17 protein-coding genes are annotated in these 22,624 nt (G+C 70.6%); 6 read left to right on the forward strand and 11 right to left on the reverse strand.

What is annotated here, in order from left to right; genetic code table 11:
- Complete coding sequence (locus ACWFR4_RS04660; RefSeq protein WP_453650826.1) at positions 1-846, forward strand: sugar phosphate isomerase/epimerase family protein; 846 nt, start codon at positions 1-3, stop codon at positions 844-846.
- A 119-nt stretch (positions 847-965) separates the two neighbouring features.
- Here the strand turns inward: ACWFR4_RS04660 and ACWFR4_RS04665 are convergent, their stop codons facing one another.
- From ACWFR4_RS04665 to ACWFR4_RS04675, 3 genes are all read right to left on the reverse strand, one after another.
- Positions 966-1,787 carry an ABC transporter ATP-binding protein gene (locus tag ACWFR4_RS04665; protein ID WP_453454880.1) on the reverse strand — a complete coding sequence of 274 codons (822 nt, stop codon included), beginning with the start codon at positions 1,785-1,787 and terminating at the stop codon, positions 966-968.
- Positions 1,788-1,824: 37 nt separating this feature from the next.
- Entirely contained in the window at positions 1,825-2,853 is a 1,029-nt protein-coding gene (locus ACWFR4_RS04670; protein ID WP_453650828.1) for an ABC transporter substrate-binding protein, read from the reverse strand.
- A 61-nt stretch (positions 2,854-2,914) separates the two neighbouring features.
- On the reverse strand, positions 2,915-3,778 hold the full coding sequence (locus ACWFR4_RS04675; protein ID WP_453454885.1) for an ABC transporter permease: 864 nt from the start codon (positions 3,776-3,778) through the stop codon (positions 2,915-2,917).
- Positions 3,779-4,029: 251 nt separating this feature from the next.
- Here ACWFR4_RS04675 and ACWFR4_RS04680 point away from each other — a divergent pair, with 251 nt between their 5' ends.
- Positions 4,030-5,043 carry a LacI family DNA-binding transcriptional regulator gene (locus ACWFR4_RS04680; RefSeq protein WP_453454976.1) on the forward strand — a complete coding sequence of 338 codons (1,014 nt, stop codon included), beginning with the start codon at positions 4,030-4,032 and terminating at the stop codon, positions 5,041-5,043.
- Between the two features lie 16 nt (positions 5,044-5,059).
- On the opposite strand, the gene ACWFR4_RS04685 is transcribed toward ACWFR4_RS04680, so the two are convergent.
- The 8 genes from ACWFR4_RS04685 to ACWFR4_RS04720 form a co-directional block, all read right to left on the reverse strand.
- A complete protein-coding gene (locus ACWFR4_RS04685) occupies positions 5,060-5,959 on the reverse strand; it encodes a LysR family transcriptional regulator (RefSeq protein ID WP_453454888.1) in 900 nt (299 codons plus the stop codon).
- Between the two features lie 58 nt (positions 5,960-6,017).
- The gene (locus tag ACWFR4_RS04690) at positions 6,018-7,232 is read right to left on the reverse strand and encodes a glycine C-acetyltransferase (protein ID WP_453650830.1); all 1,215 of its coding nucleotides are present in this window, start codon (positions 7,230-7,232) and stop codon (positions 6,018-6,020) included.
- A gap of 57 nt (positions 7,233-7,289) precedes the next feature.
- Entirely contained in the window at positions 7,290-8,318 is a 1,029-nt protein-coding gene (gene tdh / locus ACWFR4_RS04695) for an L-threonine 3-dehydrogenase (RefSeq protein WP_453454894.1), read from the reverse strand.
- 213 nt (positions 8,319-8,531) lie between these two features.
- Entirely contained in the window at positions 8,532-10,757 is a 2,226-nt protein-coding gene (locus ACWFR4_RS04700; RefSeq protein WP_453650832.1) for a right-handed parallel beta-helix repeat-containing protein, read from the reverse strand.
- Positions 10,758-10,765: 8 nt separating this feature from the next.
- Entirely contained in the window at positions 10,766-12,208 is a 1,443-nt protein-coding gene (locus ACWFR4_RS04705) for a M1 family metallopeptidase (RefSeq protein WP_453650834.1), read from the reverse strand.
- A complete protein-coding gene (locus ACWFR4_RS04710; protein WP_453454902.1) occupies positions 12,205-13,878 on the reverse strand; it encodes an extracellular solute-binding protein in 1,674 nt (557 codons plus the stop codon). The genes ACWFR4_RS04705 and ACWFR4_RS04710 overlap by 4 nt, the downstream gene beginning before the upstream one ends.
- Positions 13,879-13,945: 67 nt before the next feature.
- Positions 13,946-14,806, reverse strand: a complete 861-nt coding sequence (locus ACWFR4_RS04715) for a carbohydrate ABC transporter permease (RefSeq protein WP_453651392.1) — start codon at positions 14,804-14,806, stop codon at positions 13,946-13,948.
- A gap of 91 nt (positions 14,807-14,897) precedes the next feature.
- Positions 14,898-15,854 carry an ABC transporter permease gene (locus tag ACWFR4_RS04720; RefSeq protein ID WP_453454904.1) on the reverse strand — a complete coding sequence of 319 codons (957 nt, stop codon included), beginning with the start codon at positions 15,852-15,854 and terminating at the stop codon, positions 14,898-14,900.
- Positions 15,855-16,152: 298 nt separating this feature from the next.
- Here ACWFR4_RS04720 and ACWFR4_RS04725 point away from each other — a divergent pair, with 298 nt between their 5' ends.
- The 4 genes from ACWFR4_RS04725 to ACWFR4_RS04740 all read left to right on the forward strand — a co-directional run bounded on the left by ACWFR4_RS04725 (position 16,153) and on the right by ACWFR4_RS04740 (position 22,582).
- Complete coding sequence (locus ACWFR4_RS04725) at positions 16,153-17,139, forward strand: hydroxyacid dehydrogenase (RefSeq protein ID WP_453454981.1); 987 nt, start codon at positions 16,153-16,155, stop codon at positions 17,137-17,139.
- Between the two features lie 125 nt (positions 17,140-17,264).
- Positions 17,265-18,359, forward strand: coding sequence for a LacI family DNA-binding transcriptional regulator (locus ACWFR4_RS04730; RefSeq protein WP_453651394.1), 1,095 nt, complete (start codon positions 17,265-17,267; stop codon positions 18,357-18,359).
- Positions 18,360-18,724: 365 nt separating this feature from the next.
- The gene (locus ACWFR4_RS04735; protein WP_453454907.1) at positions 18,725-20,113 is read left to right on the forward strand and encodes a M60 family metallopeptidase; all 1,389 of its coding nucleotides are present in this window, start codon (positions 18,725-18,727) and stop codon (positions 20,111-20,113) included.
- Between the two features lie 48 nt (positions 20,114-20,161).
- Positions 20,162-22,582 (forward strand): polysaccharide lyase 8 family protein, encoded by a 2,421-nt coding sequence (locus tag ACWFR4_RS04740; protein ID WP_453454910.1) that lies wholly within the window; start codon positions 20,162-20,164, stop codon positions 22,580-22,582.
- Positions 22,583-22,624 lie beyond the last annotated feature (42 nt).

A 22,624-nucleotide genomic window follows, 5' to 3' on the forward strand; every position in this document is an offset into this window, starting at 1 on the left:
ATGAAGAGCAGCAGAAGGGCCTTTCTCGGTACGTCGTTGGGGCTCGCGGCAGCGGTCGGTACGGCGCTGCCCGCGTCCGCGAAGCAGCGGCGGCGCATCCCGCGCGGCGGCATCGGCATGCACCTCTACACGATGCGTGACGTCCTCGCGAAGGACTTCGCCGGCACCGTGGAGCAGCTCGCGGAGATCGGGTACGCGACGGTCGGTGTGAGCGGGCGGCACGGGTACGGGGCGGCGGACATCCGGCGGATGCTCGACACCGTCGGCCTGCGCGCGGTCCTGGAGCATGTCGCGTATCAGACGCTGACGGGCAGCGGACTGCCGCAGGCGCTGGAGGATCTGCACACCCTGGGCGCCAGGTGGCCGGTGGTGCCGAGCCTGCCGGGCTCGATGCACAGTCCGGCCGGATACCGGGAAGCAGCAAAGGAGTTCAACCGGATCGGCGCCGCGTCACGCAAGGCCGGGCTCGGGCCCGTCCTGTTCCACAACCACGACGGCGACCACGACGTGATCGACGGGGAGAACCTGTACGACATCCTCGTCCGCGAGACCGATCCGCATCTGGTCGCCTTCGAGCTGGACGTGTACTGGGCGTCGAAGGGCGGCGCGGATCCCGCCGCGTACTTCGTGCGGCACCGGCGCCGCTTCCCCGCCCTGCACGTGAAGGACATGGCGCCCGACGGCGGGTTCGCCGACGTGGGGTCGGGGACGCTCGACTTCGCCGCCATGTTCGACGACGCGCACGCCGGCGGCGTCAAGCAGTGGCTGGTGGAGCACGACATCCCGAAGGACCCGTTCGCGACGGCCCGTAACAGCTACGAGTATCTGGCGGCGCTGCGGTACTGAGGCGGCCGGTGCAGGAGAACGGAAAAGGGACCCCGTGTCCCGTGACGCTTGCGGAACAGCGTCGCGGGGCGCGGGGTCCCTGTTTGCACGTAAGGCGGCGTACGCGTAGCGGTGTGCGCTCAGTCGTGCGCCGAGACCGCGCCCAGGAGCTCGCGGATGCGGCCCGTCGCCGTGCGGAACTCCGGGGTCGCGAGGGTCGCCGCGTAGTCCCGCTCGGCCGGCAGGCCGACGTCGATGATCTCGGTGACGGTGCCGGGGCGCGGGCTCATGACGACGACGCGGTCCGCGAGGTAGACGGCCTCCGCGATGGAGTGGGTCACCAGGAGGACGGTGGTGCGGGTCTGGCGCCAGATGCGGTTCATCTCTACGTTGAGCTGCTCGCGTGTGAGCGCGTCGAGGGCGCCGAACGGCTCGTCCATGAGCAGGACGGGCGGCTCGTGCAGCAGCGCCCGGCACAGGGCGACCCGCTGCTGCATGCCGCCCGACAGCTCGTGCGGATAGGCGTCTTCGAAGCCGGTGAGGCCCGTCATCCGGATCAGTTCGTCGGCACGCGCGCGTGCCTGGGCGGCGGGCATGCCGCGCATCTCCGCCTGGAGCAGGATGTTGCGGCGCGCGGAGCGCCACTCCAGGAGGGCCGCGCGCTGGAAGACGTACCCGATGTCGTGGCGCGGGCCGCGCACCCGCTCGCCGTAGAGGCTGACCTCGCCGGACGAGGGTGCGAGGAGCCCCGCGACGAGCTTGAGGAGCGTGGACTTGCCGCAGCCGGACGGTCCGACGATGGCGACGAACTCGCCGGCCGCGACGTCGAGCGAGACGTCGGTGAGCGCGGTGACGTCCTTCTTCTTCGTACGGAAGCGGACGTCGACGTCCGCCGCGCGCACGGCGGGCCCGACGTGTCCGCTCGCTCCGTCTGCCTTCTTCAGTGTCGCGTCCTTCGGCATGGTGCAGCTCTCCTTGTGGGCTGTACGGGACGGGTGCTCAGCCCTTGATCCCGTTGGCCGAATCCCAGTAGTCCGCCACCGGCTTCGGGTTCTTGACCATGCCCGCCTGCGCGAAGACGTCGATGGTCTGCTGCCAGTCGGCCTCGGTGTTGGCGCCGGGCGCCTTGCCCTGCGTCGCGTCCGTGTGCAGGAGGGTCAGGGTCGTCTTGAACTGCTCGGACAGCACGTTCTCCGGCGGGAGTTGCTCGGACGCGCCCTTCATGGAGGCGACGGCGGGCTCGGGGCTCTTCTCTGCGGCGGCCCAGGACTCGCTGACTGCCTCGACCATGCGCTTGGCCAGATCGCCCTTGCTCTGAAGGGTCTTGGAGCCCGCGATGAGCCCGTTCGAGTAGAAGTTCAGGCCGTGTTCGGAGAAGCGGAGGTACGCGACGTCCTTCTTGGCCTTGTCCTGCATGGTGGGGCCCTGGTCGCTCGCGTAGCCGAGCAGTGCGTCCGTCTTGCCCGAGATGACGGCGGCGATCTTGCCGGCGGGGTCGGTGTTCTGGACCTTGACGTCCGACTCGGCGAGGCCGTTCTTCTTCAGGAAGATGGGGAAGGTCTTGGAGAGCGCGTCGCCCGCCGTCCCCGCGATGGTCTTGCCCTTGAGGTCCGCGGGGGACTTGATGTTCTGGCCGGCGAACGACTGCACCGACGCGGGCGTCGTCTGGAGGAACACGCCCAGGCTCTTCACGTTGACGCCCTGGTCCACGCCCGCGAGCACGGCGGGGGTGTCGGCCCAGCCGAAGTCGGTCTGCCCCGCGCCCGTGGCCTGCACGGTCTTCTGCGAGCCCTGTCCCGCGCGGATCTCCAGGTCGATGCCGTGCTTCTCGAAGATCTTCTGCTTCTTGCCGTAGTAGAACGGCGCGTGCTCGCCGTACGGGTACCAGTTGAGCGTCAGGGTGACCTTGTCGAGCTTCTTGCCGGAGTCGCTGGTCGACGTGGAGCCGGAGTCGTCGCCGCAGGCCGTCACCGTCAGGGCGACGAGCGTCAGGGGGACGAGTCCGGTCAGGAGTCTGCGCGCGTTCATGGAGCGGCCCTTCTGGCGGCGGTCGGTGGGTGGTCCCGGGAGGTTCCCGGGGTGCCGGCGTTCAGTACGCCGTGGTCGCCGCGATGTCGCGGCGGCTCGCGTGCCACGGCAGGAGCAGCTTCTCGGCGATCTCTACGAGGACGAACAGCACGACACCGATCAAGGACATGACGAGCAGGCCCGCGAAGAGCATCGGAGTGTCGAGGTTGCCGTTGGCCTGGAGGATGACGTAGCCCAACCCCTCGTTCGCGCCCACGAATTCACCGACGACGGCGCCGGTGACGGCGAGCGTGACGGCCACCTTGAGGCCGGAGAACAGGTGCGGCAGGGAGGCCGGGAAGCGGATCTTGCGGAAGGTCTGCCAGGGGCTCGCGCCCATCGTCGCGGAGAGCTGGAGCATCTCCGGGTCGACGGCCTTGAGTCCGGTCACCATCGAGATGACGACGGGGAAGAACGCGATGAGTACGGCGATGAGGATCTTGGGGGCGATGCCGAAGCCGAGCCAGACCACGAACAGCGGCGCGATCGCGATCTTCGGGACGACCTGGGCGAAGAGCAGGATCGGATAGAGGGTCTTCTCGACGGTCGACGAGTAGACCATGATCACGGCGGAGAAGATGCCTACGCCGACGGCGATGACGAAGCCGAGCAGCGTCTCGTACGTGGTCACCCAGGTGTGCTGCCAGAGGTAGTCCGGCTTGTCGAGGATGACGTCGAGGGTCCGGCCCGGCGACGGCACCAGATACGGCTCGACCAGCTCCGCCGCGGCGATCACCCACCAGGCGACGAAGCAGATCACGAGCAGCGCGACGGGGCGCCAGCTCCGCTCGGCGATGTCCGCGGCACGCCGGCGGAAGCCGGGTGCCTGCCGGTCTGCAACTCCCGCTGTTCTGGCGGGAGTTGCAGGTAGCGTGCTCTGACTCACGATGAACTCCTACGGAATCGGGAGGCAGTTGAGGAGAGCTGAGAAATCGAGGTAACGGAACAACAGGCAGGACGACAACGAAGATGAGAAATCGCTTTCAGAAAGCGCTTTCTGGTAAGATGTCAGCCACGCTAATGACTCGTGGAGCACAGGGTCAATAGGCCGTTCCGAAGTTTCCTGCGACCGGGGCCGCAACCGGAATCCGAGGGGGCAGAGTGAGCGAACCGCAGGGGCACCCGCAAGAACCGCACGTGACCCTCGACGCGGTGGCCCGCACGGCGGGGGTCTCCCCCGCGACGGCGTCCCGCGCCCTGAACGGCACCACCCGCGTCCGCGACGACCTGTTACGCCGGGTCCGCGCCGCGGCCGACGAACTCGGCTACATCCCGAACGCCCACGCGCAGGCCCTCGCCAGCGCCTCCAACAACACCGTCGGCGTCATCTGCCACGACGTGGGCGACCCGTACTTCGCCGCGATCGCCAGCGGCATCATGGCGCGGGCCGCCGAGCGCGGGTTGCTGGTGATGCTGTCCAGCACGTTCCGCGCGCCCGAGCGCGAGATCGCGTACATCTCCATGCTGCGGGCGCAGCGGGCCCGCGCGATCCTGCTCATCGGCTCCGGCTTCCAGGACCCCGCGTGGGAGCGTTCACTCGAGTCCGAGATCGCTCCCTATCTGCGCGGCGGGGGCCGGGTCGCGGTCGTGAGCCGGCACCGCAGTCTGCGCGTCGACACCGTGCTGCCGGAGAACCGGGCGGGGGCGGCGGCGCTCGCCCGCGCGCTGCTCGGCCTCGGGCACCGGGAGTTCGGGGTGCTCGCCGGGCCCGCACGGCTGACGACCGTCGCGGACCGGCTGACCGGATTCCGGCAGGGTCTCGCCGAGGCGGGGGTGTCCCTTGCGGACGAGCGGGTCGTCGAGGGCGCCTTCACGCGTGACGGCGGTTACGCGGCGGCGAGCGAACTGCTGCGCCGCACACCCCGGCCCACGTGCGTCTTCGCCGTCACCGACGTGATGGCTGTGGGGGCGCTCGCCGCGTTCCGCGACCACGGTCTGCGCGTCCCTCAGGACGTCTCACTGGCGGGCTTCGACGACATCCCCCTGGTCCGCGAACTGACCCCGCCCCTCACAACGGTGTCCCTCCCCCTGACCGGCATGGGCCGCGCCGCCCTCGACCTCGCGCTGCGCGAACCCAGGGGGCCACGCTCACGGGTGGAGCGGATCGTCGGCGAGGTACGGATACGGGCGAGCACGGGGGCACCGGGGTGATCCGGAGGCCTCCCGGCTACTCGGCCGCTTCGCCCAGAGCTTCCAGAACCGGCCTGATCAGGGGGTGCTCCTCCGCCCCGCAGCGGACCGCCGCGAAGACCCTGCGGGTCGGGGCCACCCCGTCGACCGGACGGACGACCGTGTCCGACAGGTCCATGCCGCGCAGCGCCGAGCGCGGCACCAGGGCGACGCCCGCGCCCGCCGAGGCGAGGGCCACGACGGCACGGAAGTCGTCCGAGGAGTGCTCGACCTGCGGCTGGAAACCGGCGTGCTCGCAGGCCAGGACCACCACGTCGTGGCACGGGTTACCGGGGAACGGGCCGATCCAGGTGTCCTTGGCCAGCTCGGCGAGCGGCACCCGGTCGGACGCCGCAAGCCGGTGCGCCGCCGGAAGCACCGCGTCGAACGGCTCGGCGTACAGCGGTACGCGTGTGAGGCGGGCGTCGTCCGCTCCCGGCGCCCCCCGGTACTCGACGGCGACCGCGACGTCGACCTGCCGGTCGAGGACCATGGGCAGGCTCGCGTCGCCCTCGGCGTCCTGGACCCGGATCCGGATGCCGGGCGCCGTCCGCGCGAGGCGGGTCAGGGCCGGTGCGACGACCAGGCCGATCCCGGTGGCGAACGCGGCAACGGTGACCGTGCCGGCCGCCCCCGAGCTGTACGCGGCGAGCTCGGCCTCCGCCCGCTCCAGCTGGGCGAGGACCGCGTTCGTGTGCGTGAGCAGGATCTCGCCCGCCGGGGTGAGCCGGACGCCTTTCGCGCCCCGCTCGACGAGCCGGTGTCCGGTCTCCTGTTCCAGGGCGGTCAGCTGCTGGGAGACCGCCGACGGAGTCAGATAGAGCGCGGCGGCAGCCGCCGTCACGGTGCGGTGGTCGGCCACCGCTCGGAGGATGTGCAGCCGCCGCGCTTCGATCATGCGACCGATTCTCCCAAATGTGCCGCCGATGTCCGAACCGGGGGCCTGCGGCCCCAGGTCAGCTCGCCGCCCCGGCGGACTCCGCGTCGAGCTCCGCGCGCGCCGCGACGAAGGCGTCCACGACCCGGTTCACGTCCTCCGTGGAGTGCGCCGCGGACAGCTGGACGCGGATCCGCGCCTTGCCCTGCGGGACGACCGGGTACGAGAAGCCGATCACGTACACACCGCGCTCCAGGAGCAGCTCGGCCATGCGGCCCGCGACGGACGCGTCGCCGATCATGACGGGCGCGATGGCGTGGTCGCCGGGCAGGATGTCGAAGCCCTCCTGTGCCATGCGGGTGCGGAAGAGCGCCGTGTTCGCGGCGAGCCGCTCGCGCAGCTCGCCCGCCGACTCCAGCAGGTCCAGGACCTTGAGAGAGGCGGCCGCGATCACCGGGGCGAGGCTGTTGGAGAAGAGGTACGGGCGCGAGCGCTGACGCAGCAGCGCGACGATCTCGGCGCGGGCCGCGACGTAGCCGCCGGAGGCGCCGCCGAGCGCCTTGCCGAGGGTGCCGGTGATGATGTCGACGCGGTCCATGACGCCGTGCAGCTCGGGGGTGCCGCGGCCGCCGGGGCCGACGAAGCCGACGGCGTGCGAGTCGTCGACCATGACCATCGCGTCATAGCGGTCGGCGAGGTCGCAGATCTCGCGCAGCGGCGCCACGTAGCCGTCCATGGAGAAGACGCCGTCGGTGACGACGAGGCGGCGGCGGGCGGACTGCGCCTCCTTCAACTGCCGCTCCAGGTCCGCGAGATCGCGGTTGGCGTAGCGGAAGCGGCGGGCCTTGGAGAGGCGGATGCCGTCGATGATCGAGGCGTGGTTCAGCGCGTCGGAGATGACGGCGTCCTCCTCGCCGAGGAGCGTCTCGAAGACACCGCCGTTGGCGTCGAAGCAGGAGGAGTAGAGGATCGTGTCCTCCTGGCCGAGAAACGCGGACAGGCGCGCCTCGAGCTCCTTGTGGACCTCCTGGGTGCCGCAGATGAAGCGGACGGAGGCCATGCCGTAGCCCCAGCGGTCGAGCGCTTCGTGGCCGGCGGCGATGACCTCGGGGTGGTCGGCGAGGCCGAGGTAGTTGTTCGCGCAGAAGTTGAGGACCTCGCCGGGGCGGCCGCCCGCGGTGACGGCGACCGTCGCGGACTGCGGGGTGCCGATGACGCGCTCGGGCTTGTGCAGGCCCGCGGCGGTGATCTCGTCGAGGGTGGCCTGGAGATCGTCGCGTACGGAGTCGAACATGGTGACTTCCTTTAAAAGAAGAGGTCGGTCAGGAGGTCGGGGCTCGGTGGGCTGTGCTCAGACAGTCCAGTCGAGGATGACCTTGCCGCCGCGGCCGCTGGCCGCGTCGTCGAAGGCGGCCTCGAAGTCACGGTGGCTGTAGCGGCCCGTGATCACGGGGGCGAGGTCGAGGCCGCCCTCCAGGAGGACCGACATCGCGTACCAGGTCTCGAACATCTCGCGGCCGTAGATGCCCTTGATCGTGATCATCGAGGTGACGATCCGGGACCAGTCGACGGCGAACTCCTCGGCGGGCAGGCCGAGCATGGCGATCTTGCCGCCGTGGGTCATGTTGGCGAGCATGTCGCGCATGGCGACGGGGTTGCCCGACATCTCCAGGCCGACGTCGAAGCCCTCGCGCAGGCCGAGGGAGCGCTGGCCCTCGGCGATCGTGGTCTCGGCGACGTTCAGGGCGAGGCTGACGCCGATCTTGCGGGCCAGGTCGAGGCGCTCCTCGCTGACGTCGGTGACGACTACGTTGCGGGCGCCGGCGTGCCGGGCGACGGCCGCGGCCATCAGGCCGATGGGCCCGGCGCCGGTGATCAGGACGTCCTCGCCGACCAGCGGGAACGACAGGGCGGTGTGCACGGCGTTGCCGAACGGGTCGAAGATCGCGGCCACGTCGAGGTCGACCGGCACGCGGTGCACCCACACGTTGGAAGCGGGCAGAGCGACGTACTCGGCGAACGCGCCGTCGCGTCCGACGCCGAGCCCGACCGTGGAGCGGCACAGGTGGCGCCGCCCGGCGAGACAGTTGCGGCATCTGCCGCAGACGAGGTGACCCTCGCCGCTGACGCGGTCGCCGATGGCGATGTCGGCGACGTCACGGCCGGTCTCGACGACCTCGCCGACGAACTCGTGGCCGACGATCAGCGGCGCGCTGATCGCCTGCTGCGCCCAGCCGTCCCAGTTGCGGATGTGGAGGTCGGTGCCGCAGATCCCGGTCCTGAGGACCTTGATCAGCACATCTCCGTGACCGATGCCCGGCTCGGGCACGTCCGTCAGCCACAGTCCCGGCTCGGACTTCTCCTTGACCAGCGCCTTCAACGCACGGCTCCCGTCGTCGCACCCCGCGTCACGGCATGCCGGGACCGGCCGCCGTGCGAGGGGAAGAGTGAAATGACAGCACGGGCGGGCGCCTTGGTGCGGCTGCGGCGCGCCCTGCTGCCGACGGGAGCAAATCTGCCGTACGGCGGCGCTCTTGGTCCATCGAGGATTTCTTAAGCGCCGCCGCAGGTTTCCTTCAGGCCTCCGACGGAGCTACGGGTGGACCAGTACGTGGGCGAGTGCCACGCGTCCCGTTCCGGTGAGCTTGATCCGTACGTAGCGGGCCTCGGTGCCCTTGTCGGTGTCCAGGACAGTGGGCCGCAGGGCCTTGCCCGGGACGTGGAGGGTGATGGCGTCGGCGAAGTCCGCGGTGCGGGCCAGCTGGACGTCGAAGCCGGTCGTGGTCATCGAGGTGTTGTTCCAGACCTCGACCTGGCCGACGTGCTGTACGGACCCCAGGTCGACCTGCCACCAGGCGCCCGGCTCGGACAGGGTGCGGGTGTCGGTGGACGTGTCGCCGTCGGTCGCGGCGGCCGCGGTGGCGGTGCCGTCCGTGGAGGACTGCGAGGCGGTGCCGGTGCGCGCGAGGTCGGGGCGCAGCTGTTCGACGCGGCCGTGTCCCTGGGCGCCCGCGGAGGCGGCGACCTCCAGCGCGTCGGCGGGGAGCCGGTCGAGCTTGGTGTGGTTGTCGGCCATCACCGAGCCGGTGCCGGCGAGGGCGGGGGCGTCGGTGTCGGTCCAGTTGCCGGTGGCGTGGTTGTCGATGCCGTAGTCGGCCCAGTTGGACACCCACTTGTAGCCGAGGCGGGTGAGGACGTTGCCCTCGACGCGGATGTGACTGGACTGTTCGTCGAGGTAGATGCCGTTGCCGTCGCGCTCGGTGTTGCCGAAGGCGCTGCGGTTGATGTAGTTGCCGGAGATGACGGTGCCGGGCTGGGCGCCCTGGGTGTAGATGGCGCCGCCGTCGTGCTGCTCGTGCTCGACGCGCATGACGTTCGTGATCCGGTTGTTCGTGATCCGGTTGTCGCGCAGGACGGACTTCTGTGCCTCGGGCTGGTTCCAGCCCCAGCCGACGGAGATGCCCGAGTAGGGCAGGTCGTCGAGGGTGTTGTGGTCGATGACGGTGGCGGCCTCGTAGCCGGCCCAGATGCCGACGGCGTCGGTGAACTCCACGCCGGTGCGGCGGATGGTGTTGTACGCCACCGTGTTGCGCGCACCCGCGAGTTCAGCGGCCGGCATGGGTTCCGTGTCCCCTATGTAGGCGGCTCCGGAGGACAGGTCGGTGAAGCGGGACCGGGTGACCTTCGAGTCCTGCGTACCGGCCTCGAACACCACTCCGGCGCCGCCGAGGTGACTGAACTCGACCTGGTCGACGGCCACATTCCTGCCGCCGCGCACAGTGAGGGCGGCGGAGGGCTTGGTGTAGTAGCGGCCCGCGTGGTCGACGGGGCCGGTGGCGCCGGTGAGCACGAGTCCCGCCTGCATGCCGGCGTAGCCCTCGTCGGTGGAGGGCTGGTGCCAGGCCGCGTACCGCAGCGCGATGCCTTCGACGCGTACGTCGTGGGCGCCGTCGAGGACGAGGAGGCGCTCGGTGGCGGGGGTGACGGCCTTGGCGCGGCGCATGTCCTCGCCCTTGCGCGGCAGGTACGTGAGGGTGCGGGCGTCCGGGTTCCAGACGAACTCGCCCGGCTGGTCAAGGAGTTCGGGCGCGTTCTCGAAGTACTTGACCTTCGTGTAGCGCGACGAGTCGACCGTGGTGGTGTCCCAGGCGGGGCCCGTGCGGTTCGTGCCGGAGGCGGAGTTGGTCCAGCAGGGCTGGGCGAAGGTCAGGACGTCGCCGGTGACGGAGTCGATGCGGCAGTGGTAGTTGCGCCAGCGGACGCTGATGACGGCCTCGGCGTCGGTGGGGCGGGCCCAGGAGGCGATGCCGGTGGCTTTCGCGCCGGTCATGCCGGTCTTGGTGGCGTCGCACACGGAGGCGGCGCACGATGCGCCGCGTGCGCGCACGGCCCGTACCCCGTCGACGAAGAGCTGGCGGGGCGTGACGCCTTCGGGGACGTGCGTGGTCCAGGTCCCGTCGGTGTTGCTGTCCCAGCCCTTGAGGGTCTTGCCGCCGGAGAGGACGGGGTGGGCGCCTCGCTCGGCGGTCCAGGTGACGGTGTGCCCGTCGCGCCCGGAGTCGGCCGCGCCGAGTTCCAGAGGTCTGCTCAACGGGTAGGTGCCGTCGGCGAGTTCGACGCGTACGTCGCGTCCCTCGACGGTGCGGGCGGCGTCGCGGGCGCCGTCGAGGGAACAGGGACGGCCGTGCGTACAGGCGGTGCCGGATCCGTCTGGGGCGGCGTGCAGGACGCGGGGGGACGGCTCGGCGTGCGCGGCGGGGGCGGTCGACAGGAGGGCGGCGGTCGCGGCGAGGGCGACGGCGATGCGGGTGCCGTTCATGGTCGGCGTCAGCTCCAGTCGGGGTGGCCGGGCATGGGCGGGTTGTCCTTGCTGAACAGCCAGTCCTCCAGGAAGGGCCGCAGCGACGGGTCGTGCGTGACCCGTACCGCGTTGTCGATGAAGTCCTGGGAGTCGGCGTTGGCGTGCCGGTGCTTCGTGAGCCAGGACTTCATGATCGCGTCGTAGTCGTCCTGTCCGACCTGCTGGTTGAGGGCGTACAGCACGACGGCGGCCCCGTCGTAGATGTTGAACCCGCCGAGCTCGGTGGGCAGTCCGGGCGGCCCGTCGGTCTTGCGGACGGCGTCGAGCTTCCCGTACGCCGTCCTCATCTTGTCCTCCATGGAGGCGGTGCCCTGCTGGTCGGCCCACAGGGCCGCGTAGTAGACGGCGGGCCCCTCGTTGAGCCAGGCGCTCTGCCAGGTGGTGGGTGTGACCGAGTCGCCGAACCACTGGTGGGTCATCTCGTGGACCATGACGTTCGTGTACGTCGTGGAGGTGGACGCGTTCTTGAACCAGGCCGGCCCGAACAGTGACAGGGTTTGGTTTTCCAACGCGTCGCTGTAGCCGTCACGGACGATCTGCATCCCGTAGGTGTCGAACGGGAAGCGTACGCCGAGGGTCTTCTCCAGCCACGCGATCTGGCCGCCGGTCTGCTCGACGACGGGCCGGTACGTGGCGACCTGGTCGTCGGGGACGTAGTGGCGCAGCTTCACCCCGTGCGGCCCCTCGCCGGTCAGGAGGGTCTGCTTCTCCACGGAGATGCCGAGGAGTTCGGAGGCCATGGGCGCGTCGAGCCGGAAGTCGGAGGTGGTCTTCCCCTCCCCTGCCGGGCGAGTGCCGGTCGCGGTGCCGTTGGCGCCGGGTGTCCAGCCGTCGGGGGCGGTGAGGTGGAAGGTCCAGCTCGCCTTGTCCATCGTCGTGTCGTTGACGGGCGCGAAGGTGTCGGCCCGGGACGACTGCGCCGCGGAGGCGAACCCTCCGTCGCTCATGTAGCGCCAGCCGGGTGCGCCGATGGGCTTGGTCTTGCCGTTGCCGTGATAGGTGACGGCGACCTCGAAGGGGCGGTTGTCGTGCAGGCCGCCGCCGGGGGTGACCGTCAGCTCCTGGCCGCTCTTGCCGAGCGATACGGCGAAGGCCGCGTCCTTGCCGTCGACCTTCACCGCGTCGATGGCGAGCGAGTCGATGTCGAGGTTGAAGGAGGAGAGGTCCTGGGTGGCCTTCGCGCTGATCTTCATGGTGCCGGTGAAGTCGTACGTCACCGGTGTGAAGTCGAAGGACAGGTCGTAGTGCCGGACGTCGTATCCGCCGTTGCCGAGCGTGGGGAAGAGCGGGTCCCCGACGCCGTCCGTGCCGGGCTTCGGGTCGAACGGGTGGGCCTGCGCGGGCGCGGCCAGGGCGAGGGTCGCGGCGGCCGCGGCGGTGGCGATGGCGGCGCGTACGGTGCGGGTCACTTGCCGGTTCCCTTCTGGGCGGCGTCCTCGAATTCGGAGCGGCACTGCTCGCCGCCCTTGGCGAGGTAGTCCTTGACCAGGGCGTCGTAGTCCTTCATGGACTTACGGCCGGAGATGATGTCCTTGAGCCCGTCGAGCTTGAGCGTGTAGAGGCTGCCGTATCCCTTCGAGTCCCAGGTCGGGGACGTGTAGTCCAGGAAGGCGGACTTCTCCAGCATCGGGATGAGCTTCGTGTACGCCTCGTGCGCGTGCGTCACCGCGTCCTTCGAGGTCGGCGAGAAGAGGGCCGGGATGGCGGAGGCGAGCTTGCCCCAGGGGACGCCGATGTCCTGGCTGCCGGCGGGCGTGAGCACCGGAATGCCCTGGGCGTCGCGCTTGAAGTCGGTGCCCTCCACCCCGAAGTTGATCAGGGTGTACTCCTCGGTGCCGAACGGCGCGGCGATGAAGTCGAGGAGGCGCAGGATCTGCTCGACGCGCGCCTTGGGAGCCTTCTTCACGAAGGACTCGCTGAGCGTGGCGTTGTCGGTCCAGGTGACCGCCTTCGTCCCGACCGGCACGAAGGGCCGCACGTCGTAGCTCTTGTCGATGGCGGCCATCGCGTCGACGTAACCGCTGGAGGGCTGAAGATAGGCAGGCATGCCGTCGTAGACGTACGCACCCTTGCCGTTCTTGAAGAGGTCCGTGTACTGGGCCTTCTGGGCGCCTGTCATGGCGAGTGTGCCCGGGTAGTAGCAGCCTGCCTTGTAGAGCTTGGCCGCCATCTCGACGGCGGAGCGGTACTCGTCGGTCTCGAGGTCGGCGGTGAACTTGCCGGTCTTCTTGTCCATCGACCAGAAGTAGGGCGCGCCGGCCGACATGGCGAGCATGCTGGTGGCACCCGCGATGATCGCGTACTGCTTCTTCTTCGGCTGCGTCAGCTCCTTGCAGACCTCGAAGAAGCGGTCCAGGTCGGTGATCTGGTCGAGGCTGTCGACCCCGACCTCCTTGAACAGGTCGTGGCGGTAGAAGCCGGCGCCCGAGGTGCCGTAGCGGGTGACCGGAACTCCGTAGAGCTTGTCTCCGTAGAGGGCCTGCTGCCACGCGCTCGCCGGGATCGCCGCGAGGTTCGGGTACGCCTTGACCTTGTCGCCGGACAGGAACGGCGTCAGGTCGGCGCACTCGGCGGCGAGGAAGGCCGCCTTGTGGTCGACGCCGCCGGTCTCCGGGTACATGAAGACGTCCGCGAGGTCACCGCCCGCGACCATCGTCGAGAACTTCGCCGGATAGTCGTCGGCGGCCACGGCCGTGATGTCGACCGTGCCGCCGAGCCGCTTCTCGATCGCCTGCCAGGCGGCGTTCCTGGCGCGGCCCGGGGCGGGCGGCGCGTAGGTCTCGGTGAACGCCTTGACGGTCTTGGCGCCCTTGAGAGGAGTGCCCTCGACGGAGCGGACCGGGGACTTCGGGTAGTTGAAGAAGGCGTTGGGCACACCGGCGGCCGTGCCGGGGAGGTCGGCCTTGACGCCGTTGGCGGTGACGGTGGACGGCAGCACCTTGCGGCTCTTGGCAGCGGACTTCTCGGCGGCGCCGCCGTCACCGCAGGCGGTCAGCAGCGGGGCCGCGGCGAGTCCGAGGCCCAGGCCGAGGGATGTCCTCAGCAGGGTTCTGCGATTGATGGGGGTGGAGCGCGGCACGGTGGACTCCTCGGTGACGGAGGGGACATGGGCGCGGGGGGTGTGGGACGGACGGGACTGTGCTGCGTCAGCCCTTGATGGCGCCGGTGAGGACGCCCTTGGTGAAGTAGCGCTGGAGGAAGGGGTAGACGCACAGGATCGGCACGACGGCGATCACCAGGACGGCCATCTGCACGGCCTGCTGAGGCGCGAGGGCCTCACCGGCCGAGGCCCCTTCGAGGGACTGGCCCTGGAGGACGAAGGTGCGCAGGACCATGGAGAGCGGCCACTTGTCGTTGTCGCTCAGGTAGAGCATCGCGTTGAAGAAGGCGTTCCAGTACGTCACCGCGTAGAACAGGCTGATCACGGCGATGACGGCCTTCGACAGCGGCAGCACGATGCGCACCAGGGTGCGCAGGTCGCCCGCGCCGTCCACCTTCGCGGCGTCGTACAGCTCCTCGGGCAGGTTCATGAAGAAGGAGCGCAGGACGACCAGGTTGAACGCGCTGACCATGGTGGGCAGTACGAGCGAGGCCAGGGTGTTGTACAGGCCGAGTTCCTTGATGGTGAGGAACTTGGGGATGATGCCCGGGTCGAAGAGCATCGTGAACAGGGCCGTCATGAGGATGAAGCGGGAACCGGTGACCTCGCGGCGCGAGAGGCCGTACGCCATCCCGATGGTGACGAGGACGCTGGTCGCGGTGCCCACGAGGGTCACGCCGACGGAGATGAGCAGCGCGTGCGTGACGACGCCGCCGCTGAAGACCGTGCGGTACGCCTCGAGCGTCGGGTGGTCGGGCCACAGGACCAGGCCGGGGCTGCGGATGATGTCGGACTGCGAGGCGAAGCTCGTGCCGATCACACCGAGCAGCGGGTAGGCGACGGCCGCGACCACCAGGATCAGCACGAGTCCCTTGAGGAACAGGCCGGTTCGGGTGGGCTTCTCCATCCAGGGCGGGCGGCCGTCGGACACCCTGATGCCGGTTTCGGCCGGGGCGGCCGTCTTGCGTGCGCGGCGTCCGGCGGCCGCCGTCTGCGTCTCAGCGGTCAGCACCGCGGTACACCCCTTCGTGGCCGAGCCGGTGGGCGAACTTGTTCGCACCGAGGACGAGGACGGTGCCGATGACCGCCTTGACCAGTCCTACGGCCGCCGACGTGCCCCAGTCGTTGTTCTTGATCCCGTGGAAGTACACGTAGGTGTCGAGGACTTCACCGGCGGCGGGGCCGACCGCGTCGCGCTGGAGCAGGATCTGCTCGAAGCCGACGGAGAGGATCTGCCCCAGGTTGAGGATCAGGAGCAGGATGATCACCGGGGAGATGCCGGGCAGCGTGACGTGCCACAGGCGCCGGGCGCGCCCCGCCCCGTCGATCGCCGAGGCCTCGTACAGGCCCCGGTCGATGTTGAGCAGGGCGGCGAGCATGATGATCGTGCCCCAGCCCGCGTCCTTCCAGGCCACCTGGAGGGTCAGGAGCCAGGGGAAGGCGGCCGGGTCGGTCGTCATGTCGTAGCGCGGCAGGCCGAGGTGGCCGAGGAGGTCGGGCAGGACGCCGGCGCCGCCGAGGATCTGCTGGAAGATCGAGACGATGATGACCCAGCCGATGAAGTGCGGCAGATAGACCACGCTCTGCACGAACCGGCGGACCCTGTCGCTGACGATGCTGTTGAGCAGCAGCGCGAGGGCGATGGGGACCGGGAAGAAGAACACCAGCTGGACGAGCGCGATCTTCAGCGTGTTGCCGGTCGCCGACCAGAACGCCGGGTCGGCGAAGGCAGACGTGAAGTTCGAGACGCCCGCCCAGGCGCTGTGCATGTAGCCCAGGTACGGCTGGTAGTCCTGGAACGCCACCACGTAGCCCAGGAGCGGCACGTAGTGGAACACGCAGAAATAGAGCAGGCCCGGCAGGGTCAGCAGCAGCATGACCCTGTCCCGCTTGAGCCGCTGCCCCAGCGAGAGGCGGTGAACTGCCCCCGGCGGGGAGGGCGTTGTATCAGCCATGGGGCGGCAAGTTAGTAATCGGTTACCCCTCACGTCAATAGGTCTGGGTAACACCTGGGTCAAGCGAGCTTTTCAACTGCCCGTTCCTGACGGGTATTTGACACTATCTCGCGGTAAGGCGGGCGAGGGCCATGGTCGGCATGCTTGACGCTCACCCCTCGTGATCCCTAGCGTGCGGTGACTTCATAGAACACGTTTACTGTCCGGAGGCAGGGTGCGTACCACTGACGAGTCGCCGGTCCAGGCCGACTCCGCCGGCTCCACACGGCCCCCACGCAGGCCCCGTACCGTTCTGGCGATGGACGCGGGGCTGCTCGACGACGTCTTTCCGCCCGCCGTACGGCTGCGGCTCGAGGAGTCCGCGGACATCCGGCCGCCGCAGGTGGTGGGCGAGTTCGGGAGTCCCGAGGCGGTGGCCGCGCTCGCCGAGTGCGAGGTCCTGCTCACCGGCTGGGGCTGCCCGCACATCGACACGGACGTGCTCGACCGGGCACCGCGGCTGCGCGCGGTGATCCACTCGGCGGGCACGGTCAAGACGTTCCTGACCCCCGAGGCGTACGGGCGCGGCATCGCGGTGTCGTCCGCCGCGGCCGCCAACGCCGTACCCGTCGCGGAGTTCACCCTCGCGGCGATCATCATGGGCGCCAAGCGGGCCTTCCCGCTCGCCCAGCTGTTCCGGTCCCGCCGCTCCCACCGCACCGCGGCCGACCTCGACCGCCACCACTGGCTCGGCACACACGGCATCACCGTCGGCGTGGTCGGCGCGTCACGCACCGGACGCAGGGTCATCCAGCTGCTGCGCTCCATCGACGCCGACGTACTGCTCCACGACCCGTACGTGAGCGACGCCGAGGCGGAGCTGCTCGGGGCCACCCGCACCGACCTCGACACCCTCGTCGCCACCAGCGACGTCGTGACCCTGCACGCGCCGTCCACCCCCCTCACCCACCACCTGCTCGACGAGCGGCGCATCGCGCTGATGCGCCCGGGCGCCCTGCTGATCAACACGGCACGCGGCCCTCTCGTCGACACCGAGGCCCTCACCGCGCACCTGGTCAGCGGCCGGGTCGACGCCGTACTCGACGTCACGGACCCCGAGCCGCTACCCGCCGACCACCCCCTGTGGGACCTGCCCAACGTCTTCATCACCCCACACCTGGCGGGGGCGCAGGGCAACGAGGTGGGGCGGCTCGGCGCCCTCGCGGTCGACGAACTCGCCCGCTACGCGCGCGGGGTGCCGCTCAACCACCCGGTCCTCCTGGAGGAACTGGAGCGGATCGCGTGAGCGGGGGCTCCGCGGACGCCATAGGCTCTGCGCACGGGAGGGTCGCGGGACGGGTCGCGGGGCCCGCCGCGCAGACCGGTGACCAGGACGGTCAGGACGACCGCGACGACCAGGGGGAGGTCCGGATGCCCCGGCAGGGCTCTACGGCGAACGGACGGCGCGCGACCGTCGTGGACGTGGCTCGTCTCGCGGGCGTGTCGACCGCGACCGTGTCCCGCGTGATGAACCGCAACTATCCGGTCGCGGCCGCCACCCGCGAGCGCGTCGAGGAGGCCATGCGGGAGCTGGGCTATGTGGTCAACGCCCATGCCCGCGCGCTGGCGGGTGTCTCCGGACGCACGGTCGGCATCATCATCAGCGACGTGGTCGACCCCTTCTACGCCTACATCGCGCGCGGCGTGGAACGCGAGGCGACGGCGGGTGGCCGGCTCTGCCTGGTCTGCAGCACCCAGGGCGACCCGCAGCGCGAGCTGGCCTTCATCGAGCTGATGCACGAGCGCCGCGCCGACGCGGTGATCCTCGTCGGCGGCAGCGTCGCCGACCGCGGCTACCGCACGGAACTCGAACGCCGCGCCCGCGAACTGGACGCCGGCGGCTCGAAACTCGTGCTGTGCGGCCGCCCCTCCCTCGGCAAGGACGCCCCCACGGTCGGGGTCGAGTACGACAACGAGGGCGGCGCCTTCGCGATCACCGACCACCTCCTGACCGAGGGCCACGAGCGGATCCTGTACCTGGGCGGGCCGCCGGGGCTCTCCACCACCAAGGAACGGATCGCCGGCCACCGTCGCGCCCTGGAACAGCGCGGGCTGCCGCGCGATCCGGCGCTCGTGCAGCCGGGGGCGTTCAGTCGCCAGTTCGGCCACCGCCGGATGGCGGAACTGCTGCGCGACGGGCCGGAGTTCACCGCCGTCTTCGCGGCCAACGACATAGTGGCGGCGGGCGCGGCCCAGGCCCTGGAAGAGGCCGGGATGCGGGTGCCGCAGGACGTCTCCCTGGTCGGCTACGACGACGTGCCCGTGGCGCAGGAGCTGCGACCGCGCCTGACCACCGTGCACATCCCGCTGGAGGAGATGGGCCGCCAGGCCGTCCGCGTCGCCCTCGCGGGCGGCGACGAGGACGACTGGCGGGCCCCGACGACGGGCACGCTGCGCCTCGGTACGCATCTGGTGGTACGCGATTCCGTGGCGGCGCCGCGTGGGGTGCGACGCCGCCGGGGGTGAACTGCGTCCCGACTTGCGGCGCCCCGGCTCACAGCGTCTCGGTGTGCGGCGCACCGGCTCACGACGCCCCGGCTCACGGCGTCTCGGTGTGCGGCGTCTCGGTTTGCGGCGCACCGGCTCACGACGTTCCGATGTCCGGCGCACCGGCTTGCGGCGCACCGGCTCACGACGCCCCGGCTCACGGCATGCTGCCCTGGACCGTTCAACGGCTTTCCGCCCGGCCCTGTTCACCGGTTTCCTCCCTCAGGTCGTAGTAACAGACAGAAACTTGCCGGGCCCTCTTGCGGCGGAATAGCAAACGCTTACATGCTGGCGCGCAGCCCGCACATCACTCCGATGCTGTTGATCCCCATGGGAGTCTCTGGATGCGCCCTGCCCGTATGCCCTCCGCCACCTCTGCCGACGCCGCTGTCCCCGCCGACACCCCCGCCACCTCGGGCTTCTCCCGTCGTGCGGTGCTCGCCACCCTGGCCGGCGCGGGAGCCGTCACGCTGCTCGGCACCGGCACCGCAAGTGCCCACGACGTGCGCGGTGTCGGCCTCACCGTCCCGCTCATCGCGCGCCCCTCCGCCGAGACGGAGCGCCTCCGCCTCGGACAGGCCCTGCGCGCCACCGAGTTCCAGCCGACCGGGCAGTACGTCCCGGCCGGGACCGCGCTGCGCTTCGACGTGCTGCCCTACGACGGCCTCGTACCCACGCTCTGGATCGGGCAGTGGGACTACTACGGCACGGTGACGGAGCCGCGCAGCTATGCGCTGAAGCCGGGCGCCAACACGGTCACCGACCCGCACGGCGGTCCCGTCTACTTCTCCCTCGAAGGCCACGGCGAGCGCGCCGCCGTGAAGTTCAGGGCGGGCGCCACCGCGATGCCCGTCTTCACGCTCGGCCACACCTCCGAGGCCGACTACCAGCGGCAGTTGGACACGCTCACCGACGTACCGGTGGTCGAGCTGCACGCGCCGCGCACCATCATGACGCTGACGCGCGACGGCGCGCTCCTGTACCGCGACCAGGACCACGCGGCGCTGCTCCGGCTCGTCGAGGAGATCATCGAGGCCGAGTCCCGGATCAGCGGGCTCGACGGGTCGAAGCCGGTGCACCGGCCGAAGGCGGGCGGCTACCACTTCACCGAGGTGTCGGTGGTCCCGTCCGGCGTCGGCGCCTACGCCACGCACGGGTACAACGGCTTCCCGCGCGCCTATCTCGACCGCGCCACCACCGTCGACGGGCTGCGCACCCGGGGCTGGGGCCTCTACCACGAACTCGGGCACCTGCATCAGCAGATGGCGTACAAGCCGACGGGCCTGACCGAGGTCACGGTCAACATCTACTCGCTCGCGGTGCAGCGGGCCCTTGGCCAGCCGTCGAACCTTCTGACCGTCGACCCGAAGACCGGTCTCAACCCCTTCCAGTCCGCACGCGCGAAGTTCGGCACGGACGGGCTGACGTACGAGAAGTCCTTCGGCGCCTACGAGAAGCTCGTGCCGCTGCGGCAGCTGGAGCTGGCCTTCGGTGACGACTTCTGGCCGCGGTTGCACCGGCTTGTGCGCGAGGAGAACCCGCAGTCCGACTACACCGAGACCGCCAAGCGGTACCGCGCCCTGTCGACCTACGCCAGCCGCGTCTCCGGCCGCGACCTCACGAACTTCTTCAGCCGCGACTGGGCCTTCCCCATCGACGCCACCGGGCTGGCCGAGATCGCCGCGCTCCAGCTGCCCAAGCCGACCGTCGAACCGGCCACGCTGACCGACTGACCCGACCGACGCGACCGACGCGACCGACCCGGAGGGGACCCACCGAACATGGACCTCACTCGCAGACAGACCCTGACCCTCGCGGGCGCGACCGCCGCGGCGGCGCTCCCCCTGGCAGCGGGCGTCGCGACGGCGGCGGACGCCCCTGCCGCCGACGCCTTCGACGTACTGCTGGCACGCGCCGAGGAGCAGCTCACCGGCGGCGCGTTCGACACCGCCGATCCAGACTTCGCGGCCGCCGTCAAGGCTCTCGACACGCAGGCGTCCGCCTGGTGGAAGGACCTCGACCGGAGCGCGGGCAGGAAGGCGCTGTGGGCCGACCTCTCCCCCGCGTCGGACCCCGGAATGTTCGGGCAGAGCTATCCGCGCCTGCGCACCCTGGCCACCGCCTGGGCCACCCCCGGCACCTCGCTGACGGGCAGCGCCGAGGTCGCCGACACACTCGTCGCGGCGCTGGGCTTCCTGGGCAGCACCGGCTACAACCCGGCCCGCGGCGAGTCCGGCAACTGGTGGTTCTGGGAGATCGGCGCACCCCGGGCGCTGATGGACACCTGCGTGCTCCTGCGATCGAAGCTGCCTGCCGCGGATCTGGCCAAATACGTCGGGACCGTCGCGAAGTTCTGCCCGAACCCCGACCGCCGCACGAACTCCCCCTCCCTCTCCGAGACCGGCGCGAACCGCGCCGACAAGGCCGTCATCGTGGCCCTGCGCGGGCTCCTCGCCCGGGACGCGGCCACCGTCGCGCTGGCCCGCGACGGCCTGTCGGACGTGCGGGACAACGGCCGCCGCAGCCTGTTCACCTATGTCACCTCGGGCGACGGCTTCTACGAGGACGGGTCGTTCGTCCAGCACGACAGCGTCGCCTACACAGGGACGTACGGCAGTGTGCTGCTCGGCAGCGCGGGGCAGCTGATCGCGCTGCTCGCCGGATCGGACTGGGCCCTGAACGACCCGAAGGTGTCGGTGCTCTACGAGGCGGTGGAGCGGTCCTTCTCGCCCGTCATGTTCGACGGGCTGATGATGGACGCGCTGCGCGGCCGGGCGATCTCCCGCGAGCGGGCCCGCGACTACAACGACGGCGCTGTCACCCTCACTTACGTCCTTCAGCTCGCCGCGGGCGCCCCGGCCCCGTACGCCGACCGCTGGCGTGCGCTCGCCAAGGGGTGGATCAGCCGCAACAAGGCCAATCCGTACGCGGGGCTCGTCGGCATCCCGGCTCTGGCACGCGCGAAGGCTGTCCTCGACGACAAGGCGATCCCGGCGGCGGAGCGTCTCACCGGTCACTTCTCGTTCGCCGACATGGACCGCGTGGTGCACCGGCGCCCCGGCTGGGCGCTCGCCCTGTCGCTCTCCTCGAAGCGCATCGCGGCCTACGAGGCGGGCAACGGTGAGAACCTGCACGGCTGGTACACCGGCGACGGTATGACGTATCTGTACGACGGTGACGACCTCGGCCAGTTCGGCGACGGGTTCTGGCCGACCGTCGACCCGTACCGGCTGCCGGGCACGACGGTGGACACGCGCGCGCGTGCGGACCTCGGCACCGGGGCCGGCACCGGAACGTACCGCCCGAAGAACGCCGTGGCGGGCGGCGCCGTCCTCCAGGACCGCTATGGCGCGGCTGCGATGGAACTCATCGCCGACGGCAGCACCCTGCAGGCGCGGAAGGCGTGGTTCTGCCTGGACAACGCGGTCGTCGCGCTCGGCGCGGGCATCACCGCGAGCGACGGCCGCACGATCGAGACCGTCGTCGAGAACCGCAGTCTGCGTACGGACGGAGCGCCGCGCCTCCTGGTGGACGGGATGCGGCAACCGGGCGAGCAGGGCTGGTCCGCATCGCTGTCCGGCGCCGACTGGGCACATCTGGAGGGCACGGGCGGCTATGTCTTTCCCGACCATCCGGGACGGAGGCCGGACGGCGGCGTCCCGCTGAGAGCGCTGCGGGAGGAGCGCACCGGCACCTGGGGCGCCCTCAACTCCGGTGCGGACACCGGTGGCAACACCGACCCGGTCACGCGCCGCTACGTCACGCTGTGGTTCGACCACGGCTCCTCCCCCACCGACTCCTCGTACGCCTATGTGCTCCTGCCGGGTGCGAGCGCCGTGGCGACCGGGGTCTGGGCGCACTCTCGGCCCGTGCGGATCGTGGCGAACGACGCCATGGTCCAGGCCGTCGAGGCGCGCCGACTCGGGCTCCTCGCCGCACACTTCTGGGGTCCCGGCAGCGCCGGCGGACTCACGTCGTCCGGTCCCGGCACCGTCCTGGTGCGGCGGCACGGCGACGCCATCGCGGTCGCCGTGGCCGACCCCGGCCGCACCGGGTCGACGCTCACGGTCGAACTCCCCTTCCCCGTCCGCAAGGTGACGCGTGCCGACGACACGATCACGCTCACCCCGGGCCGCCGGCCCGTCCTGACGGTCGACGTCGCGGGCTCACGCGGGCACAGCCACACGGCGGAGCTCGCATGAGGTCATGTCCGTCGGTTCCGGCCGTCGACGTCCGTCCCAGGC

Source organism: Streptomyces sp. NPDC055140, assembly GCF_053607285.1.

Bases quoted from the DNA above. Each gene is read 5' to 3' on its own strand.
- ACWFR4_RS04715 (WP_453651392.1), bottom strand. From the start codon at position 14,806: ATGGAGAAGCCCACCCGAACCGGCCTGTTCCTCAAGGGACTCGTGCTG.
- ACWFR4_RS04720 (WP_453454904.1), bottom strand. From the start codon at position 15,854: ATGGCTGATACAACGCCCTCCCCGCCGGGGGCAGTTCACCGCCTCTCG.
- ACWFR4_RS04665 (WP_453454880.1), bottom strand. From the start codon at position 1,787: ATGCCGAAGGACGCGACACTGAAGAAGGCAGACGGAGCGAGCGGACAC.
- ACWFR4_RS04700 (WP_453650832.1), bottom strand. From the start codon at position 10,757: ATGAACGGCACCCGCATCGCCGTCGCCCTCGCCGCGACCGCCGCCCTC.
- ACWFR4_RS04660 (WP_453650826.1), top strand. From the start codon at position 1: ATGAAGAGCAGCAGAAGGGCCTTTCTCGGTACGTCGTTGGGGCTCGCG.
- ACWFR4_RS04730 (WP_453651394.1), top strand. From the start codon at position 17,265: ATGCCCCGGCAGGGCTCTACGGCGAACGGACGGCGCGCGACCGTCGTG.
- ACWFR4_RS04670 (WP_453650828.1), bottom strand. From the start codon at position 2,853: ATGAACGCGCGCAGACTCCTGACCGGACTCGTCCCCCTGACGCTCGTC.
- ACWFR4_RS04735 (WP_453454907.1), top strand. From the start codon at position 18,725: ATGCGCCCTGCCCGTATGCCCTCCGCCACCTCTGCCGACGCCGCTGTC.
- ACWFR4_RS04690 (WP_453650830.1), bottom strand. From the start codon at position 7,232: ATGTTCGACTCCGTACGCGACGATCTCCAGGCCACCCTCGACGAGATC.
- ACWFR4_RS04740 (WP_453454910.1), top strand. From the start codon at position 20,162: ATGGACCTCACTCGCAGACAGACCCTGACCCTCGCGGGCGCGACCGCC.
- ACWFR4_RS04685 (WP_453454888.1), bottom strand. From the start codon at position 5,959: ATGATCGAAGCGCGGCGGCTGCACATCCTCCGAGCGGTGGCCGACCAC.
- ACWFR4_RS04725 (WP_453454981.1), top strand. From the start codon at position 16,153: ATGGACGCGGGGCTGCTCGACGACGTCTTTCCGCCCGCCGTACGGCTG.